At 67.8% G+C, this 16,805-nt stretch carries 14 protein-coding genes; 6 read left to right on the forward strand and 8 right to left on the reverse strand.

Annotated features, from left to right (window positions below; all coding sequences use genetic code 11):
• The first annotated feature begins 110 nt into the window (after positions 1-110).
• Together AC07U4_RS05060 and AC07U4_RS05065 are read left to right on the forward strand one after the other, a co-directional pair.
• A complete protein-coding gene (locus AC07U4_RS05060; RefSeq protein ID WP_495194645.1) occupies positions 111-3,191 on the forward strand; it encodes a TonB-dependent receptor plug domain-containing protein in 3,081 nt (1,026 codons plus the stop codon).
• 133 nt (positions 3,192-3,324) lie between these two features.
• On the forward strand, positions 3,325-3,687 hold the full coding sequence (locus tag AC07U4_RS05065; RefSeq protein WP_495194646.1) for a thiol-disulfide oxidoreductase DCC family protein: 363 nt from the start codon (positions 3,325-3,327) through the stop codon (positions 3,685-3,687).
• 14 nt (positions 3,688-3,701) lie between these two features.
• Here the strand turns inward: AC07U4_RS05065 and AC07U4_RS05070 are convergent, their stop codons facing one another.
• A complete protein-coding gene (locus AC07U4_RS05070; RefSeq protein WP_038660499.1) occupies positions 3,702-4,895 on the reverse strand; it encodes a DUF2252 family protein in 1,194 nt (397 codons plus the stop codon).
• A 71-nt stretch (positions 4,896-4,966) separates the two neighbouring features.
• A complete protein-coding gene (locus AC07U4_RS05075) occupies positions 4,967-5,653 on the reverse strand; it encodes an HAD family hydrolase (protein WP_495194647.1) in 687 nt (228 codons plus the stop codon).
• A gap of 150 nt (positions 5,654-5,803) precedes the next feature.
• Here AC07U4_RS05075 and AC07U4_RS05080 point away from each other — a divergent pair, with 150 nt between their 5' ends.
• From AC07U4_RS05080 to AC07U4_RS05090, 3 genes are all read left to right on the forward strand, one after another.
• Positions 5,804-6,109 carry a hypothetical protein gene (locus AC07U4_RS05080; RefSeq protein WP_495194648.1) on the forward strand — a complete coding sequence of 102 codons (306 nt, stop codon included), beginning with the start codon at positions 5,804-5,806 and terminating at the stop codon, positions 6,107-6,109.
• Positions 6,110-6,138: 29 nt separating this feature from the next.
• The gene (locus AC07U4_RS05085) at positions 6,139-6,768 is read left to right on the forward strand and encodes a hypothetical protein (protein ID WP_495194649.1); all 630 of its coding nucleotides are present in this window, start codon (positions 6,139-6,141) and stop codon (positions 6,766-6,768) included.
• 152 nt (positions 6,769-6,920) lie between these two features.
• Complete coding sequence (locus AC07U4_RS05090) at positions 6,921-7,847, forward strand: MlaA family lipoprotein (RefSeq protein WP_495194650.1); 927 nt, start codon at positions 6,921-6,923, stop codon at positions 7,845-7,847.
• 218 nt (positions 7,848-8,065) lie between these two features.
• On the opposite strand, the gene AC07U4_RS05095 is transcribed toward AC07U4_RS05090, so the two are convergent.
• Positions 8,066-8,878 carry an MDR family NADP-dependent oxidoreductase gene (locus AC07U4_RS05095; protein WP_495194651.1) on the reverse strand — a complete coding sequence of 271 codons (813 nt, stop codon included), beginning with the start codon at positions 8,876-8,878 and terminating at the stop codon, positions 8,066-8,068.
• A gap of 148 nt (positions 8,879-9,026) precedes the next feature.
• Between AC07U4_RS05095 and AC07U4_RS05100 the strand changes: the two genes are divergently transcribed.
• Complete coding sequence (locus AC07U4_RS05100) at positions 9,027-9,614, forward strand: TetR/AcrR family transcriptional regulator (RefSeq protein WP_495194652.1); 588 nt, start codon at positions 9,027-9,029, stop codon at positions 9,612-9,614.
• Between the two features lie 11 nt (positions 9,615-9,625).
• On the opposite strand, the gene AC07U4_RS05105 is transcribed toward AC07U4_RS05100, so the two are convergent.
• From AC07U4_RS05105 to AC07U4_RS05125, 5 genes are all read right to left on the reverse strand, one after another.
• Positions 9,626-10,342, reverse strand: coding sequence for a fatty acid desaturase (locus tag AC07U4_RS05105; RefSeq protein WP_495194653.1), 717 nt, complete (start codon positions 10,340-10,342; stop codon positions 9,626-9,628).
• A complete protein-coding gene (locus tag AC07U4_RS05110) occupies positions 10,339-10,806 on the reverse strand; it encodes a sterol desaturase family protein (protein ID WP_038660516.1) in 468 nt (155 codons plus the stop codon). The genes AC07U4_RS05105 and AC07U4_RS05110 overlap by 4 nt, the downstream gene beginning before the upstream one ends.
• Before the next feature lie 112 nt (positions 10,807-10,918).
• Positions 10,919-13,225 (reverse strand): GH92 family glycosyl hydrolase, encoded by a 2,307-nt coding sequence (locus AC07U4_RS05115; protein ID WP_495194654.1) that lies wholly within the window; start codon positions 13,223-13,225, stop codon positions 10,919-10,921.
• Between the two features lie 237 nt (positions 13,226-13,462).
• Complete coding sequence (locus AC07U4_RS05120) at positions 13,463-14,578, reverse strand: Gfo/Idh/MocA family protein (RefSeq protein WP_495194655.1); 1,116 nt, start codon at positions 14,576-14,578, stop codon at positions 13,463-13,465.
• A gap of 93 nt (positions 14,579-14,671) precedes the next feature.
• A complete protein-coding gene (locus tag AC07U4_RS05125) occupies positions 14,672-16,768 on the reverse strand; it encodes a right-handed parallel beta-helix repeat-containing protein (RefSeq protein ID WP_495194656.1) in 2,097 nt (698 codons plus the stop codon).
• Positions 16,769-16,805 lie beyond the last annotated feature (37 nt).

Genomic DNA, 16,805 nt, shown 5'->3' on the forward strand with positions numbered 1-16,805 from the left:
GACTTTGGTCGTAGATGCCGCGGCGCCCGTCTTTGGCTAGAATGATCGCGGTATCAGGGAATCAGACCGGTGGAGCCCGGCGCGGACCCTGCAGAAAAAGGGGATGGATGATGAAGATGGTCACGCGCGATCGGCGACGGCTTGCAGGCATTTCAGGTAACGTTACCAGCGTCGCGGCACTTGCGGTGATGCTGGTGTCCGTGCCGGCCTTCGCGCGGCCGCTGCCGCAGCAGGACCAGTCGGCGGTGCCCGATTCGACCCGTTCGGCCGACCCCGCCGCGCCCGATCAGCTGACCAAGCCGACCACCACCACCGACGGCACCGCCGACGCGCCGCAGGCCGAGGCGCCGGCGAGCGACATCGTCGTGACCGGCACGCGCATCACCGCCAACGGCTTCAACGCGCCGACCCCGACGACGGTGATCGGCGAACAGCAGATCCAGCAGAATGCCCAGGCGAACATCTTCAACACCGTCGTGCAATTGCCCTCGCTGCAGGGATCGACCGGTGCGACGACGGGCACGTTCAGCACGTCGAGCGGCCAGCAGGGGCTGAGCTCGCTGTCGCTGCGCGGGCTCGGCACGATCCGCACCCTGACGCTGCTCGACGGACAGCGCGTCATCGGCGCCAACGTCACCGGCGTCACCGACATCAGCCAGTTCCCGCAATTGCTCATCAAGCGCGTCGACATCGTCACCGGCGGCGCCTCCGCCTCCTACGGATCGGATGCGGTCGGCGGCGTCGTCAACTTCATCACCGATACCCGCTTCACCGGCGTCAAGGGCAACCTTCAGACCGGCGTCACCACGTACGGCGACGACGGTCAGGTGCTGGCGCAGCTCGCGGTCGGCAAGGCGTTCGCGGGCGACAAGCTGCACGTCATCCTCAGTGGCGAATATGCCAAGGATCAGGGCGTCGGCCCCGGCAATTTCGGCGAGGATCTCGCCGGCAGCCGCGACTGGTATCGCGCCTCGACTTTGGTCGACACCGGCAACCGCGCCGGCGGCACGCCGCAATTCCTCTACCGCGACCATGCCCAGGCCTATCAATATACGAAGTACGGCCTGATCAGCAGCGGCCCGCTGCAAGGCACGGCATTCGACTTCAACGGCAACCCCTTCCCGTTCCAGTACGGATCAAACGGCGTGCCGTCGAAGACCGCGGGCGGCAACGTCATCGGCTGCTACGTCGGCTTCTGCGTCGGTGGCGATCAGTCGGGCCATGTCGGATCGGGCACGTCGCTGCAATCGGCGCTCGAGCGGATCAACGGCTATACCCGCGTCGGCTATGACATCGCGCCGGACACGGAGCTGTACGTCACCGCCAATATCGCGCAGGTCAAGACCAGCAACCAGCCCAACCCCGGTGCCTCGAAGACCGGCCTGACCATCCAGTGTTCGAACCCCTATCTGCCCGCATCGGTCAGCGCCGCCTGCGCCGCCAACGGCATCACCACCTTCGGCTACGGCCTCAGCAACGCGATCCTGCCGAACATCAAGGTCAATACCGACCGCCGCCAGTATCGCTTCGTCGGCGGCCTGAAGGGCAAGGCCGATGTGCTCGGGTCCAACTGGACCTATGACATCTATTACGAACACGGCATCAACATCACCGACATCAACGTCGACAACATCAGCCTGAACGGCCGGTACAATCAGGCGATCAACGCGACGACGCTCAACGGCCAGATCGTCTGCGCCAATGCGACCGCGCGTGCCAACGGCTGCCAGCCGATCAACATCTTCGGCGGCGCGGCGCCGTCCGCCGCGGCGCTCGCTTATGTCGTGCCCGAGAACGGCCCGTTCCAGCATACCCGCCAGACGCAGGATGCCGCCGCGGCCAGCATCTCGGGCACGCCGCTCGATTTGTGGGCGGGTCCGCTCGCGATCGCGATGGGCGTCGAATACCGGCGCGAGGCCTATCGCGTGAACGCCGATCCGTATGGCGCCGGCGTATCGGCGATCAGCCCCAATTCGGCCGACTATCCGGCCGATCCGATCCTCAACTCGACGATCGGCAGCAACTGGTACGCCGGGAACTACAAGAACGGTTCGGGCAAATATCACGTCTACGAGAGCTTCCTCGAGCTCAACCTGCCGATCCTCGACTCGGCGGCGCTGGGCAAGGCCAGCATCAACGGCGCGGGCCGCGCGACCAAATATTCGACCTCGGGCGTCATCTACGCCTGGAAGGTCGGCGGCACCTGGGAAACCCCGCTCGACGGCCTGCGCCTGCGCGCCGTCACGTCGCGCGACGTACGTGCGCCGAACCTGTCCGAACTGTTCGCCGCGCCGACCACGACCACCGTCCCCAACTTCACCGATCCGCGCACGACGGCGGCCAATCCCAACGGGCGTCAGCTGCTCATCATCCAGAACACGATCGGCAATCCCAATCTGCGCCCCGAAACCGCACGCAGCACCGAAGCCGGCATCGTCTATGCGCGCCCGTCCTGGCTGCCGGGGCTCAGCCTTTCGTTCGACTATTACAAGATCAAGGTCAGCGACGTCGTCTCCAGCCTGTCGGCGCAGCAGATCGTCAATCTGTGCTACATCTCGAACCTGCCGGACACCTGCGGCGCGTTCAATCTCGACATCGCGCCCGGCAGCAACCAGACCGCGTTCGTCAACGTCCAGTCGTTCAACCTCGCCTCGATCAAGACCGAGGGCTTCGACATCGAGGCGAGCTACCAGTGGCGCAATCCGCTGGGCCTCGGCGGCAACTTCACGCTGCGCGGCCTCGGCACCCACGTCATCAACTTCATCACCGATCCCGGTCTGCCCGGTACCATCCCGGTCGACAGCGCCGGCGCCAATTCGGGCGCGACGCCGAGCTGGAAGTGGCTGGCGATCCAGAGCTACGACAACGATCAGTTCAGCCTGCTGTTGCAGGAGCGCTGGTTCAGCGACGGCGTGTTCGGCAATCAATATGTCGTCTGCTCGACCGCCTGCCCGGTCTCGACCGCCAACAATCCGACAATCGACTATAACAAGATGAAGGGCGCCTTCTACTTCGACATCGGCGGCTCGCTCAACGTCACCAAGCAGGTCAGCATGTTCTTCAAGGTCGACAATTTGTTCGATCACGATCCCGAAGCCTCGCCGCAGACCAACACCGGCCTCGACGTCAATCCGGCGCTGTATGACACGCTGGGCCGCTTCTACCGTCTGGGTGTCCGCGCGCGGTTCTGACCCGGACTAAGGCTTCAAAGGCGTCCCCCACCTCCCCCGTCATGACGGACCTGATCCGGCATGACGGGGCGTTTTTGAACGCCCGCGTCCTGCGGCCGGGGGAACGGCGCGACGCCCGAGCCATTGAGGGGGAATGACACCCCCCATTCCCGCTACCGGCGTCACCGTCTGGCACGACGGCAATTGTCCGCTATGCCGGCGGGAGATCGCGTTGATGCGCCGGCTCGACCGACGCGGCGCGATCACCTTCGTCGATGCGGCCGACACCGACAGCATCTGCCCGATCGACCGCGGCGCGCTGCTCGACCAGTTCCACGCCAGCGAGAACGGCACCTTGCTCTCCGGCGCAGCCGCTTTCGCCGCGATGTGGCGCGCGATTCCGCTGCTGCGCCCGCTCGGCCTGCTCGCCCGCCGGCCGCTGGCGTTGCGGGTCATGGAACGGGGGTATCGCCGCTTCCTGCGTCTCCGCCCCCGGCTCCAGCGCCTGCTCCGGTGATCCGACGGGCGCCGTCAGGCGCCCATCGCATATTGCCGGCAATGGTTGAGATAGCCCGCCTCGTGCAGCCCGGAGAGCGCAACGACGCTCTCCCATAACCAGCCCGGCGCGTCGATCGCGCCGCGCCGGTCGGCATCGAGCACTCGCGTCCAATCGGCGCGCTCGTCCCGGCTGAGCTGCCGCGCATGCGCCTTGCCGACGACGAAGGCGAGATAATGCGCGGCCTTCACCGCCTGGCCGGCGCTGAACTGCTCGACCTCGAGCTTCAGATCCTGCGGCGAGAGTTCGCGGACGAACAGCGACCGGTCGAGCATCCGCGCCGCGACCATCCGGCTGCCGAGATGCGGCGACAGCGCACGTGCCGCGGTCACCACCCGCACCGCCTGATCGGCCGGCATCGTCGCACCCCGCGCCGCCGGTGCGATCGGCGCGGTCGCTTCCTTGAGGTCGATCAGCGCATAATCCGACCGGCCCTTGGCGTTCTTCAATCCGGCAATCGCCGCGAAGCGCAACAGCCCGAGCGAGCTGCACCCCTTCATCCAATAGGCCGCATCGACCAGCCGCACCGCGCGATCGCGATCCTTGTCGTCGAGCGCGAGGACCAGTGCGGTGACGTCGGGCTCGGCGAGCACCGTCGCGAGCGCGCCGCGCTCCTCGCCGTCGAGTGGCCAGAATTTGTCGCCGAGCGGGATCGTCGGCTCGGCGGTACGCAACCGCTCCTTGGCGAGGTGCCGCCAGCGCCGGCCGAGCGCGCGCCGCCTGACGCTGCGCACCACCTCGGGCTCGGGGCCGCTGTCGTCGCCGCCGGGATCGCGCATCGCGCGGGCATAGCCGGTCACCATCTCCTCGATCATATGCGCGGTCGTGACGCCGGGCAGATCGGAGCCGCGCGCCGCGGTCGCCAGCGACAGGCCGAGGCGGATGAGGTCGTGCGCGGGATTGCCGATCACCGCCTGGTCGAGGTCGCGGATCTGGATCGCGATCCGTCCGTCGCCGTCGTTGATCGGCCCGAGGTTGCCGAGGTGGCAATCGCCGCAGATCCAGATCGCCGGTCCTTCGGGCACGTGGCGCGACGCCCGCGACTCCGCCAGCCATTCGTAGAATTTGACCGTGTTACCCCGGACATAGGCATGGGTCGAACGCGCCATCTTCAACTTGCGCTTGGCTTCGAGGATGGCGCCGCGTTCGGCGGGACGGGGTGTCGGCATCGATGTCCTTCGGATCAGCAATACTATGTAACGCGCGCTGACCCGCATGGGTTACATCGGACCGGCGAATTTCAGGCGGTCGGGTAACCGGCACCGAGCGGGGACGCCGCATAATCGGCCAGCAACGCGGCGGCATCGTCGTAGATCGCCACCGCACCGGCGCGCGTCAGCACCGCATCGGGGAAGCCGCCGGAGCGCACCGCGACCGCGGCCATGCCGCATTTCGCCGCCGCCTCGATGTCGTAGGGCGTATCGCCGACGACGATCACCTCGTCGGGAGTCAGCCCGTCGAGCTTGGCGAGCGCGGTGGCGAAGATGTCCGGCGCCGGCTTGGTCTGTTCGACGTCGTCGCCGCTGGTCGCCTCGCCGACCAACGCGCGGGCATCGAGCAGCCCGAGATAATGGTCGAGCTCTTCGCCCGATGCGGATGAGGCGAGCACGACCTGCTGGCCGTTGCCATGAGCGTGCGCGAGCAGCGCCCGCGCATCGGCGAAGGGTTTGGCGCGATCGAGATACTTGGTCTTGAACGCCGCGCCGTGGGCGTCGCCGAGCTTCTCGACCGCGTCGTCGTCGAGATCGGGAAGCAGCGTCGGCACCAAATTGTCCGTGCCCTTGCCGATCTGGTCGTGGATCGTCTGCCGGTCGAAGCGGGCGCCGATCCCGGCGAAGGCCTCTTCCCAGGCGAGCACGTGGAAATCGTTGCTGTCGACCAGCGTGCCGTCGATGTCGAAGAGGATGGCCTTGATCTGCTTGGGCATGATGCGTCCGATGATTGGGGTAAAATCGGCGGCGCGATCGGCCACCTCGTCCCACCGCCAACCAGCGATCGAGCGCTAACGTTCCTTTTCAGGGGCTTGTCCCCTTTTCTCGGTGCCGCGCGTTGGCCGGCATCTGAAGAGGAGACGTCCATGTTTCGTTATGTGATCGCGGCAACCGCCATGACCCTGTTCGCCGGCGGTGCCTTCGCGCAGACCGCCCAGACGGGCTCGCACAACCCCGCCGTCAAGAATGGCGCGCCGCACACGATCGCCGCCCCCGCGAAGGGCGCGAACTCCTTCACCGAGGATCAGGCACGCGGCCGTCTCGCCAAGGCCGGCTATACCGGCATCACCAAGCTGACCAAGCGCGACGGCCTGTGGCAGGGCACCGCGATGAAGGCCGGCAAGCGCGCGACCGTCATGCTCGACTATAAGGGCAACGTCACCAGCCGCTGATCGAGCCCATTGTTTCCAGGAGAGATTTCATGACCCAGACCATCACGCGCCTGTTCGACGATTATGCCGACGCGACCAATGCGATCCGCGAGCTCGAGGCGATCGGCGTCCCCCACGACCATCTCAGCATCGTCGCCAGCAATGCCGACAAGCGCCACGGCGAGCACGTCGACCAGGACGATGACAGCATCAACGATCATGGCGACGTCAGCCGCGGCGTATCGACCGGCGCCGTGCTCGGCGGTGCGGGCGGTCTGCTCGCCGGTCTCGGCCTGCTCGCCATCCCCGGCCTCGGCCCGATCGTCGCGGCCGGCTGGCTCGCGGCGACCGCAGCCGGTGCCGGCATCGGCGCGGCAGGCGGCGCGGCGACCGGCAGCATCGTCGGCGCGCTGAAGAACGCCGGCCATGACGAGAATGACGCGCACGTCTATGCCGAGGGCGTCCGTCGCGGCGGTTCGCTGGTCAGCGCCAAGGTGCCGGACGAGCTGGTGAGCGAAGCGGAAGCCGTGCTCGAGCGCAATCGCTCGGTCGACGCGCAGAGCCGCGGCGCGAGCTATCGCGAGTCCGGCTGGAGCAGCTTCGACGACACCGCCCCGGCCTATACCGCCGACCAAGTGCATGAGGAGCGCGCGCGCTACACGACCGGCTCGCGCCTCTAATAACCCCGCCGCTCCCGCCGACAACTGGCGGGAGCGGTACTTTTTGCGCAGATCGTCACGCGCCCTGGCGCTTCTTGGTGGCTTGTTAAGTCCGGCTGTGGTTGATCGTCCTTCGTCCGCCTACAATTGTCGAAAGCGGCTGATGGGGTGGTATGCTGAGCCTAGTGTTGTGGACGACGGTATCGGCACTGGCCCCTGCGCCCGTGATGCAGGACGTCGCCCTCCCCGCTGATCCCGTCACGGCCCCGCTGATCGCGCCCCTGCCCGTCCAGACCGCGGTGCCGGCACCCGAGCCCGCGCAGGACACCCGCCGCGTCGAGCCGACGATCACCGAGTCCGCCGACATCGTCGTCACCGCACGGGAGAATTCCGCCAAGATCGATCCGCTGCGCGCGCTCAACGAGCGCTCGTTCGAGGCGACCGAGGCCGTCGACAAGGCGCTCGTCGCGCCGATCGCGCGCGCCTATAAGAAGACCGCGCCCAAGCCGTTCCGCGACGGCGTCCACAACGTGCTGTACAATCTGCGCGAGCCGGTCGTGTTCATCAATTTCCTGCTCCAGCACAAGATCGGCAAGGCGGTCGAGACGGTAGGCCGTTTCGGGATCAACACGACGATCGGCCTGCTCGGCGCGTTCGACATCGCCAAGCGCAAGCCCTTCAAACTTCCCCGCCGCGGCAACGGCTTCGCCGATACGCTCGGCTTCTACGGCGTGCCGCCGGGTCCGTTCATGTTCCTGCCGCTGGTCGGCCCGACGACGGTGCGCGACCTGATCGGCGGCGGCGTCGACCGGCTCGTCCTGCCGATCGCCGCGGGCCGCCGCGTGACCAGGCCGGCCTTCGTCATCCCCGCCGCGGTGCTCGGCGTGCTCGATCACCGCTCCGAGTTCGACGAAACGCTGCGCACGCTGCACGAAGACGCCGCCGATCCCTACGCCAACACCCGCACCTTCTACCTGCAGCGCCGCCAGGCCGAGATCGACCATCTCCGCGGCCGCGGTACCGGCAGTTCGAGCCCGATGTCCGAAGCGCCCAAGGCCCCGATCGACGAGCGCGGTCGCGAGGTGAAGACGGCGCCGTGAGGCGGTCACCCTTGCTTTAGCGCGACGATGACGACGCCGCGCAGCCGCCCTTCGCAGGCATCGTGCAGCGCTTGCGGCGCATCGTCCAGGCCCGCCACCATCGTCCGGGCGAAGTGAAGCCCGGCGTCGCGCTGCCACGCGATCCATTCGGCGAAGGCGGCGATGTCGCGATCGGCACTATAGCCGCGCAGCGTGATGTCCTTGAGGATGAGCTGGAACTAGTCGAGCGCCGCGGGAGCGACGATGCTGGCGCCCTGCCGGTCCAGTTCCGCGGTCAACGCACCGAGCAGCACGAAGCGCGCGCCCTCACGCGCGGCGCCGACCGCGGCGACGAGGTGGTCGCCGCCCACCATGTCGACGAAGACATCGATGCCGTCGGGCGCCGCGGCCGCCAGCTGGTCGGCGAGCGGGCCGCCGTTGCGCAGCACCGCCGCATCGTAGCCGAGGTCGGCGCGCATCCAGTCCGCCTTGTCGCGGCTCCCGGTACTGCCGATCACCCGCGCCGCGCCGAGCCGCCGCGCGATCTGGCCGGCCATCGATCCGATCGCGCCGGCGGCGCTCGACACGAAGACGGTGTCGCCGGGGCGGATCCGGATACCGCGGGTCAGCGCCGCATAGGCCGTCCAGCCATGGCCGAGATAGGCCGCGGGTTCGATCGGCCCGCGTCCCAGCGCCACGCACTGCCCGACCGGCACGACGGCATGGTCCCGCCAGCCGAACGGATGCGAGACGAATTCGCCGACCACAAAGCCGCTGCCGGGCGGACAGGCAAGCACCTCACCGATCGCACCGTCCGCCAGCGTATCGCCGGGGCTGAGCGCCGGGAAAGGTATCCCCTCGACCGCCTGCGCGTCGCGATCGGCCATCAGCCGCGTCGAGATCGAAACCCGGAACCAGCGATTGCGCACGACGACGTCCGTCGGCCCCGGTGCCGGCAATTGCGTTTCCGCGATCACGAGATCGGACGGCTGGATCATCGCCTCCGGGTGGCGCGCAAGGCGTACCTGACGGCATTTCGGCATGCTGGTCATTCGCGGCTCCTCGATCATCGGCGCGATCAAACCCGCGCCCGTGAAACCGAATTAACGATATGACTGGTGGTCAGTCGATACGCAGAGCTCTTCTCTTGCTCTCGGTTTCGCGGCAGGGATCGTCGCCTGCACCATCATGGGAGCCGACGTGGCGAGTAAACCCCGCACCAAGCCTGCCGATCAACGGCGCGACGATCTGATGAACGCTGCCGAGCGCCTGTTCCTCGACCAGGGCGTCGCCGCGACGACGATCGAGCAGATCACCTCCGGGGCGGGTGTGGCGAAAGGCAGCTTCTATCTGCATTTCACCGCCAAAGAGGATGTCGTCGCGGCGTTACGCCTTCGCTTCGCCGAGCGCGTCGGCGGCATCATCACCAGCGCGGTCGATCGCGTCGCCATGGATGACTGCAGCGAACGGCTGGCCACCTGGCTGACCGCTTGTGCGGAGGGCTATGCGACGTTCGCCTCGTTGCATGACATGGTGTTCCGCGATGTCCCGCCGCCGACAAACGCCGGTCTGGCCGACAATCCGTTGATCGACGGTCTGACGCAACTGCTCGCCGCCGGCGACGCTGCGGGAGCATGGCGGCTCGAAGACCCGCGGTTCACCGCCATCTTCCTGTTCAACGCGCTGCATGGCGTGATCCTCGACGCCGGCCGATATGGCGGCAGCGACGCGCTCGCCCGTCGTATCGTCGATCACGGTTTCCGGCTCGTCGGTCTGCCGTCGGGATAGCCCCTTGCCGGTCAGCCGCGCTTGATGCGCGGGAGCTGCCACCACGGGGTCTGCGGGCTGAGGTGATGCTCGTGGTGATAGGCGCCGAAGTGGAAGCAGGTCGCCAGGGAGGCGAGCGGCGACAACGAATTGCTGCGGGCATTGTGCGTGTCGGCGAACGGCGTCTCGCCGTGACGGTGGGGCAGATAGGTGCCGAACAGGAACAATTGCGCCAGCGCGAGCAGCGCCGGCACCGCCCAGAACAGCACGATGTTGAGCAACGACGCGCCGAGCAGGATGTAGACGATCGCCGCCAGCGTGATCCGCAGGATCTGGCCATGGGTGTAATAGCCGCGGAAGAAATGGACGAACCACGGCAGCGCGCGGCGCGGCGCGGCGGCGTGGAAGTCGGGATCGTGCTCAGTGCCGGGCGCGGCGTGATGCGCGTGGTGCATCGGGTAGAGCGCGCGATAGGACAGGCCGGCATAGGCGCCGAGGCACAGGGTGCCGACGACGACGTTCCACGCCCGGCGTCCGGGTGCGAACGATCCGTGCATGCAATCGTGCGCGACGATGAAGAGGCCGGTGCTCAGCCACGCCTGCACCACGATCAGCAGCAATGCGACCGGCACCGTGGCGGCACGCCACTGCCAGAAGAAGATGCCGCCGATATGGATGGCGAGCCAGGCCGCGCCGATCGCGGCGGCGAGCAGCAGGCTGTGGCGCGTATTGCCCCGATCGGGGCTCATCGCCCGACGCGATCAGCGAGCTTGCGCTTCAGCTTCGCCGGATCGGGTGCGAACAGGAAGCCGAAGCTGACGCCGCCCTCCTTGCCCTTCACCGCATGGTGCAGCCGGTGCGCCTGCAACAGCCGCTTGGAATAGCCGCGCCGCGGCACCCAGCGCATGCCGAACCGCTGGTGGACCATCATGTCGTGGACGAAGGCGTAGATACCGCCATAGACGGTGATGCCCAGCGCCGCCCACCACAACGGCTCCCAGCGCAGGCCGACGACGAACAAGGTGACGACGATCACCGCAAAGGTGATCGCATACAGATCGTTCTTCTCGAACGCGCCTTCGTGCGGCTCGTGATGCGACCGGTGCCAGCCCCAGCCCCAGCCGTGCATGACATATTTGTGCGTCGCCCAGGCGAAACACTCCATGAACAGCACCATGCCGACAACCACGGCCAGCTTCTCGTACCAGGCCACCGCCTACTCCTATCGCGTCCGAGCCATCACTCGGGGAGGACGACGTCTCCAGTATCTATGCCATAACCGCGGTCAAACAAGGCCGTAGTGGCCGGTCGCCGCCGCCCTGCCGTCACCGCGCGGTCATCGAGAAGGGCCGTGCCGCCCGCCCGGTCGCCCAGCCTTTGTTCGGGACCGCCGCCATCGTGAAGCGCAATTCGCCGCCCGCCCGCAGCTCCGCGTCGCGCAGATAGCTGCGCGCCAGCGGCACGCCGTTCAGCGTCACCGCAGCGATATATTGGTTGGTCGCCGACAGGCCGTCGGCGACGACGACGAAGCTTTTGCCGTCGGGCAGGTTGAGCGTGGCGCGATCGACGAACGGCCGGCCGATGACATATTCGTTCGACCCCGGCGCGACCGGGTAGAAGCCGAGCGCGGTGAAGACGAGCCACGCCGACATCTGGCCGAGATCGTCGTTGCCCGCCAGACCGTCCGGCGTCGGCTTGTATTGCGACGCGACGATCTGCGCGAGCCGCTCCTGCGTCCGCCACGGCGCCCCGGCGTAATCGTACAGATAGGCAACGTGATGGCTGGGTTCGTTGCCGTGGATATATTGGCCGATCAGTCCGGCGATATCCTCGGCATGGCTATAGTCGAGCTTCGAATTGTCATAGTCGAACATCGCATCGAGCTTGGCGATCGCCCTGGCGTCGCCGCCGAGCAGGCGGAACAGCCCGGCCTGATCCTGCGGCATGAACCAGCTATATTGCCAGGCATTGCCCTCGGTATAATCCGAGCCGTAATTGATCGCGGTGGGATCGAAGGGCGTGCGGAACGCGCCGCTCGACAGGCGCGCGCGCAGCCAGCCGCTCTTGGTGTCGAAGCTGTTGCGCCAATTGGCGGCGCGTTTCTCGAACCGCGCGGCGATCGCGTCGCGCCCCATCGCCCGCGCCATTCGTGCGATCGTCCAGTCGTCATAGGCATATTCGACCGTCTTCGACGCGGCCTCGGGCTCCTTGTCGATCGGCACATAGCCGCGCGCCATATAGTCGCCGAGCCCGCCATAGGGGGCATAGTCTGCGCTCGCGACCATCGCGTCGAGCGCCGCATCGGCGTCGAAGCCGCGGATGCCCTTGAGATAGGCGTCGGCGATCACCGGCGCGGCATGATAGCCGATCATCGTCCAGGTCTCGCGCCCGGCGAATTGCCATACCGGCAGGATGCCGTCGGGACTGAACCGGCGGCTGGCGACGAGCGATCGCACGACGTCGACCGTGGTCTGCGTCGGCTGGACCAGCGTCAGCAGCGGATGCTCGGCACGGAACGTATCCCACAGCGAGAAGGTCGAACGGAAGGTGAAGCCGTCGGCGCGATGCACCTGATCGTCCGGCCCGCGATAGCGACCGTCGGCATCGCTCCATACGCTCGGCGCGAGCAGGGCATGGTAGAGCGCGGTATAGACGGTGCGGCGCATCGGCACGGGTGCGGCGATCTCGACCGCGCCGAGCGCCTGCGTCCACGCGGCGGCGGTGCGCGCGCGGATCGCGTCGAAGCCGCCCGCCTCGGCCTCGAGATTGGCGACGGCGCCGGCTTCGTCGACGCCGGACAGCGCCACCTTCACCTCCAGCGGGGCGGCGAGCGTACCGAAATCGAGCCGCGCCTCCAGTGCCTTGCCGAGTTTCTCGGCGACCGCCTCGCTGCCCCGGCCCGGCCCCTGAAAGCCCTTGTAGGTCACCGCGGCGTCGCGATCGACGAAGCCATGGCCGGTCAGCGGTGCGGAGAAGCGCATTGCGAAATAGAGTTTGCGGCCCGGCGCCCAGCCGCGCGTCTCGCGAAAGCCGGTCAGCGTGCCGTCGGGGCGCAGGTGCAGCCCCGACCACAGGATCTTGCCGGGGTAATTGTAGAGCGACGAGCGCAGGTCGATGACCAGATGCGCGGGCGTGCCGGCGGGGAAGGTGTAGCGGTGGACGCCGGTGCGGGTGCCGGCGGTCAGCTCGGCACGGATGCCGCCGTCGGCGAGCGTCACCGCATAATAGCCGGGCCGCGCCGTCTCGCTGGCGTGGTCGAAGCGCGAGCGATAGCCCGAGCCGGGCTTCGCCGGATCGCCCGGATCGAGCCGTACCGTCCCCGCCTGTGGCGCGACCAGCACGTCGCCGAGGTCGGAATGGCCGGCGCCGGAGAAATGGGTGTGGCTGAACCCCTGGATCGTCGGATCCTCGTAGCGATAGCCGGCGGCATGGCCGTAGCAGGCGCGGATCTCGCAGCCGGTATCGGTATCGGGGGACAGCTGGACCATGCCGAACGGTGCGGTCGCGCCGGGGAAGGTATGGCCCTCCCCCGCCGTCCCGATCATCGGATCGACCGCGTCGATCGGCGCCCCCGCGCTCTGTGCGAAAGCGGGGCCGGACAGGAGCAGGGCGAGAAGGAAAGCGTTGCGCATGCAGCGAGTTAAGCAGGTGTCGCGCGACGGGGAAAGGCCGCGGATGCAGTTACGTCGCCGGGGCTGCGGGCTGAGCGCGATGGGTTTCGCACCGACCGATCGCAAAACACCCCGTCACCCCGGACTCGTTCCGGGGTTCACGATCCCGCAGGAGCAACGTCTTCCGCTCCTGCGGGTCGGTGGATGCCGGAACGAGTCCGGCATGACGGGTGGATGGACGGGCCCCGCCCGCCCCGCCTACGCCGACTGCGGGATGATGCTGATCATGTCGTCCTCGCCCGGCTCCTTGGCGGGCTTGAGCTTGAGCGCCTGGTCGGGCTCGACATGGCGGCTGCGCGTCATCGGCTCCAGCGTCACCGCCTCGCCGGTTTCGAGCGAGCGCTCGACAGCGGCCAGCACGCGCATGTCGAGCAGGCCTTCCTCGCCATCCGCCTCGGGATGCGCGTCGTTGAGGATGCAGTCCGAGAAATATTGCGTCTCGTTGCCGAATTGCTCGACGGGATCGAACTTATGCTCCTTGCTGCCCTCGCTGGTCTTCTCGACGTAGCGGATGCCGATCTTCGGACCGAACATGAAGCTCGGCGAGGCATGGATGCTCGCCTTGGTGCCGACCAGTTCGAAGAATTCCGACGAAGCGGTGGCGTAGCTCACCGTGAATTGCGCGACGCGTTCGCCGGGGAAGCGCAGCGTGACCGCGACCGTGTCGTGGAAGTTGAAGCCGCGATCGGACGTCTTGGTGCCGACGGCGTGGACCGCGATCGGCTCCAGCCCGAACAGGTTGCGCACCGCGTTGAGCGGATAGGTGCCCATGTCCGGCACCGGCCCGCCCCAATAGCCGTTGTGGCCGCGCGAATTGGCCTCGGCGACGTTCTGCGCGAAGGCCGAGACGAAGCTGCGCAGCTCGCCGAATTCGTTGTTTCGCGCGCGGGTGATCATCTCGACCGTGCCGGGTTCGTGGTGCAGGCGATAGGCGATCATCAGCTTGGCGCCCCGGGTCTTCTGCGCGGCGAGGATCTGCTCGGCCTCCGCGACGCTCGACGCCATCGGCTTTTCGAGCAGGACGTGGATGCCCGCCTCGAGCGCCGGCACCGCATATTGCATGTGGAGGAAATTGGGCGTCGCGATGTACACCGCATCGATCTCGCCCGAGGCGAGCAATTCGGCATATTGCTCGTAGGTCCACGCCTTGATGCCGTAAAGTTTGGCGAGCTTGTCGGCCTTGACCGGGTCGCCGGTGACCAGCGCCACCAGTTCCGAATTGTTCGTGCGCGCGACGCCCGGCATGAACGCCTGCTGCGAGATCTGGCCGCCGCCGACGACGGCGTAGCGCACCTTCTTGGTGTGTCCGAACATGTTTCGGCCTTTCTAGTCGATCAAAGGGGATGCCGGCACGAACGAAGCGCCCTTGCGATCGTTGCACCGCACCATCCCCTCGCCGACGGGCAGTCAGGGACGCCGCGGCTCGGCCTGCACCCCGCTCGAAGCGATCACCTTGCGCGCCGCCTCCGGCCAGGCATCGCCGGCGACGGCGACATTCTGCTCGGCGACGTTGTTCAGATAATCGGTCCAATTCCCCTGCAGCCGGCCGGAATTGTACCAATTGCCGATCGCCCGATTGTCCATCGCGGTGCGCTTGGGCGCGATATGGTCCTGCGTGTTGAGGTTGAGCCAGACGCCGCCGACCCGGTCGACGACGTTGCCGCGCACCGTGACGTAGCGCGACCCCTCGTCCAGATAGATGGCGATGCCGCCCGAGCCGGCGATGTCGGATACGTAATTCTCCGCGATCAGCGCACCCGGATCGGCGGACAGATGATAGATCGCGCCGCCGTCGGGGAACCATTGCTTCACCCGCGACACGCGGTTGCCGACGATTACCGTGTCGCGCAGCGTCGTCGGCGTGTCGTAGATGCGGTTGCCGGGCGCGTCGTAATAGCCGCGCTGCGCGCGCCAATATTCGGCGCTGCCGCCCGGATCGTTGGTCCCCCAGCCCCAGCCGACGTCGATCCCGTCATAGGGCGCATCGGACACGTCGTTGTTCATGATGACGGTGCCCGAGGCGTAGGTGACGAGGATCGCCGATTGCTCCTTATAGTCGCGCGAGACGCCGCTGATCCGGTTGTTGCGGATCAGGATGTCGCGCAGCCCCATCTCGGGCCGGGCGGGATGATGCGCGTCGGGCTGGACGCCGCCGACCATGATCGCACCGCCGGCGAGATCGGTGAAGCGGCTGCGCGTCACCTCGATCGCGCTGGTACCGAGACCGACCCCGGCGGAATTGGCGTCGGCGTTGTTGCCGATGCCGAGCGCGACCTGCCCGAGCTGTGCGAACCGGTCGTCGTCGAAGACGATGCGGCTCGCCGCCGCGACCTGCACCGCGGCGGGCTGCTGGTGGAAGCGGTTGCGCACCGCCTCGAACGGGCGGCAGCCCCAACTGCAATCGCGGATGGGATCGGCGGGATAATCGGGCAGTTCGCCGGCGAGATAGGAGCCGCTCTGCTGGCTGGCATAGCCCTCCGGCCCGGCGAGCTGCCGCCAGCTCGTGTCGCGGAAGTCCAGCCCGCGGAACTGAAGGTCGCGCACCGGCCGGTCGTAGCTGCCGGCGATCGACAGCAGATGGTCGAGCCGCGGCAGCACCACCGCGACCCGGTCCATCGCTTCGCCGGCGCGGGGTTTGTAATAGAGGCGCCCGGCAGCGGGATCGGCGTAGAACTGGCCCGGCTCCCGCAGGAAGGCGAGCGCATTGACGAGGAACATGCGCGCCACCTCCGCGGACACCGGGCGCGCGAACGTGTCGTAGCCGACCAGATTGTTGCGCCAGCCGGGCTGCTGCATCACGATCCGGTCGCCCTCGATCCGCTCGACCATCGCGTGGCGGTGAGTGAACCAGCTCATCCCTTCCACCGCGATGCGGCGCTGGTCGGGCAGTTGCGCGAGCGTCCGCCACGCCGGGTCGGTGATCGTCAGTCCCCACGGCGCGAACGTCACCGCCGCCCGCGGGATCTCGATCGCCGCGCGTTGCGCGAGCCGGCCGCCGACGCTGAGTTGCAAGGGATCGCTGCCCGGCGGGATCGGTGCCGCCCAGATGCCACGCTTGCGATCCGCCAGCCGCCAGCCCTCGACCGGCACGCCGCCCGACAGCGTCGGATAGGCGCCCGCCGCCCCCTCCCAGCGGACGGTGAAGCCGTTCTCCCCGCCGTCGTCGGCGGTAAAGCGCAGCGGCGCCGCCAGCCGATAGGTGCCGGCGGCGATCCGCACGGTGACGTCATGGTCTTTGTTGCGCTGCTGCACCGCCGCCTGCGCCCGCGTCAGGCTGGCGAACGGCCGCGCGGCCGACCCGTCGCCGTCGTCCGACCCCTCGGGCGCGACGTGGAGGACGATCGGCACCGGATCGGGCCGGTTGGGGATGACGATCCGGTGCGGCCCGGTTTGGGCGGCCGGCGGCGCGACCCGCGGCAGCACCGGGCCGGCGGGCAGCTGCGCGCCCGCCGGCATGACCGTGAGGACGACGGCCGCGACCGTCAGCGCCCGATACTTCCGCATCTCGTCTTCTCACTGCGCCCCGTTGCCAGCCCCTGCC

Source organism: Sphingomonas sp. GW821-FHT02B09 (assembly GCF_059421875.1).

Excerpts from the sequence above, each read along its gene's own strand:
- AC07U4_RS05060 (WP_495194645.1), top strand. The coding sequence starts at position 111 with ATGAAGATGGTCACGCGCGATCGGCGACGGCTTGCAGGCATTTCAGGT.
- AC07U4_RS05065 (WP_495194646.1), top strand. The coding sequence starts at position 3,325 with ATGACACCCCCCATTCCCGCTACCGGCGTCACCGTCTGGCACGACGGC.
- AC07U4_RS05070 (WP_038660499.1), bottom strand. The coding sequence starts at position 4,895 with ATGCCGACACCCCGTCCCGCCGAACGCGGCGCCATCCTCGAAGCCAAG.
- AC07U4_RS05075 (WP_495194647.1), bottom strand. The coding sequence starts at position 5,653 with ATGCCCAAGCAGATCAAGGCCATCCTCTTCGACATCGACGGCACGCTG.
- AC07U4_RS05080 (WP_495194648.1), top strand. The coding sequence starts at position 5,804 with ATGTTTCGTTATGTGATCGCGGCAACCGCCATGACCCTGTTCGCCGGC.
- AC07U4_RS05085 (WP_495194649.1), top strand. The coding sequence starts at position 6,139 with ATGACCCAGACCATCACGCGCCTGTTCGACGATTATGCCGACGCGACC.
- AC07U4_RS05090 (WP_495194650.1), top strand. The coding sequence starts at position 6,921 with ATGCTGAGCCTAGTGTTGTGGACGACGGTATCGGCACTGGCCCCTGCG.
- AC07U4_RS05095 (WP_495194651.1), bottom strand. The coding sequence starts at position 8,878 with ATGACCAGCATGCCGAAATGCCGTCAGGTACGCCTTGCGCGCCACCCG.
- AC07U4_RS05105 (WP_495194653.1), bottom strand. The coding sequence starts at position 10,342 with ATGAGCCCCGATCGGGGCAATACGCGCCACAGCCTGCTGCTCGCCGCC.
- AC07U4_RS05115 (WP_495194654.1), bottom strand. The coding sequence starts at position 13,225 with ATGCGCAACGCTTTCCTTCTCGCCCTGCTCCTGTCCGGCCCCGCTTTC.
- AC07U4_RS05120 (WP_495194655.1), bottom strand. The coding sequence starts at position 14,578 with ATGTTCGGACACACCAAGAAGGTGCGCTACGCCGTCGTCGGCGGCGGC.
- AC07U4_RS05125 (WP_495194656.1), bottom strand. The coding sequence starts at position 16,768 with ATGCGGAAGTATCGGGCGCTGACGGTCGCGGCCGTCGTCCTCACGGTC.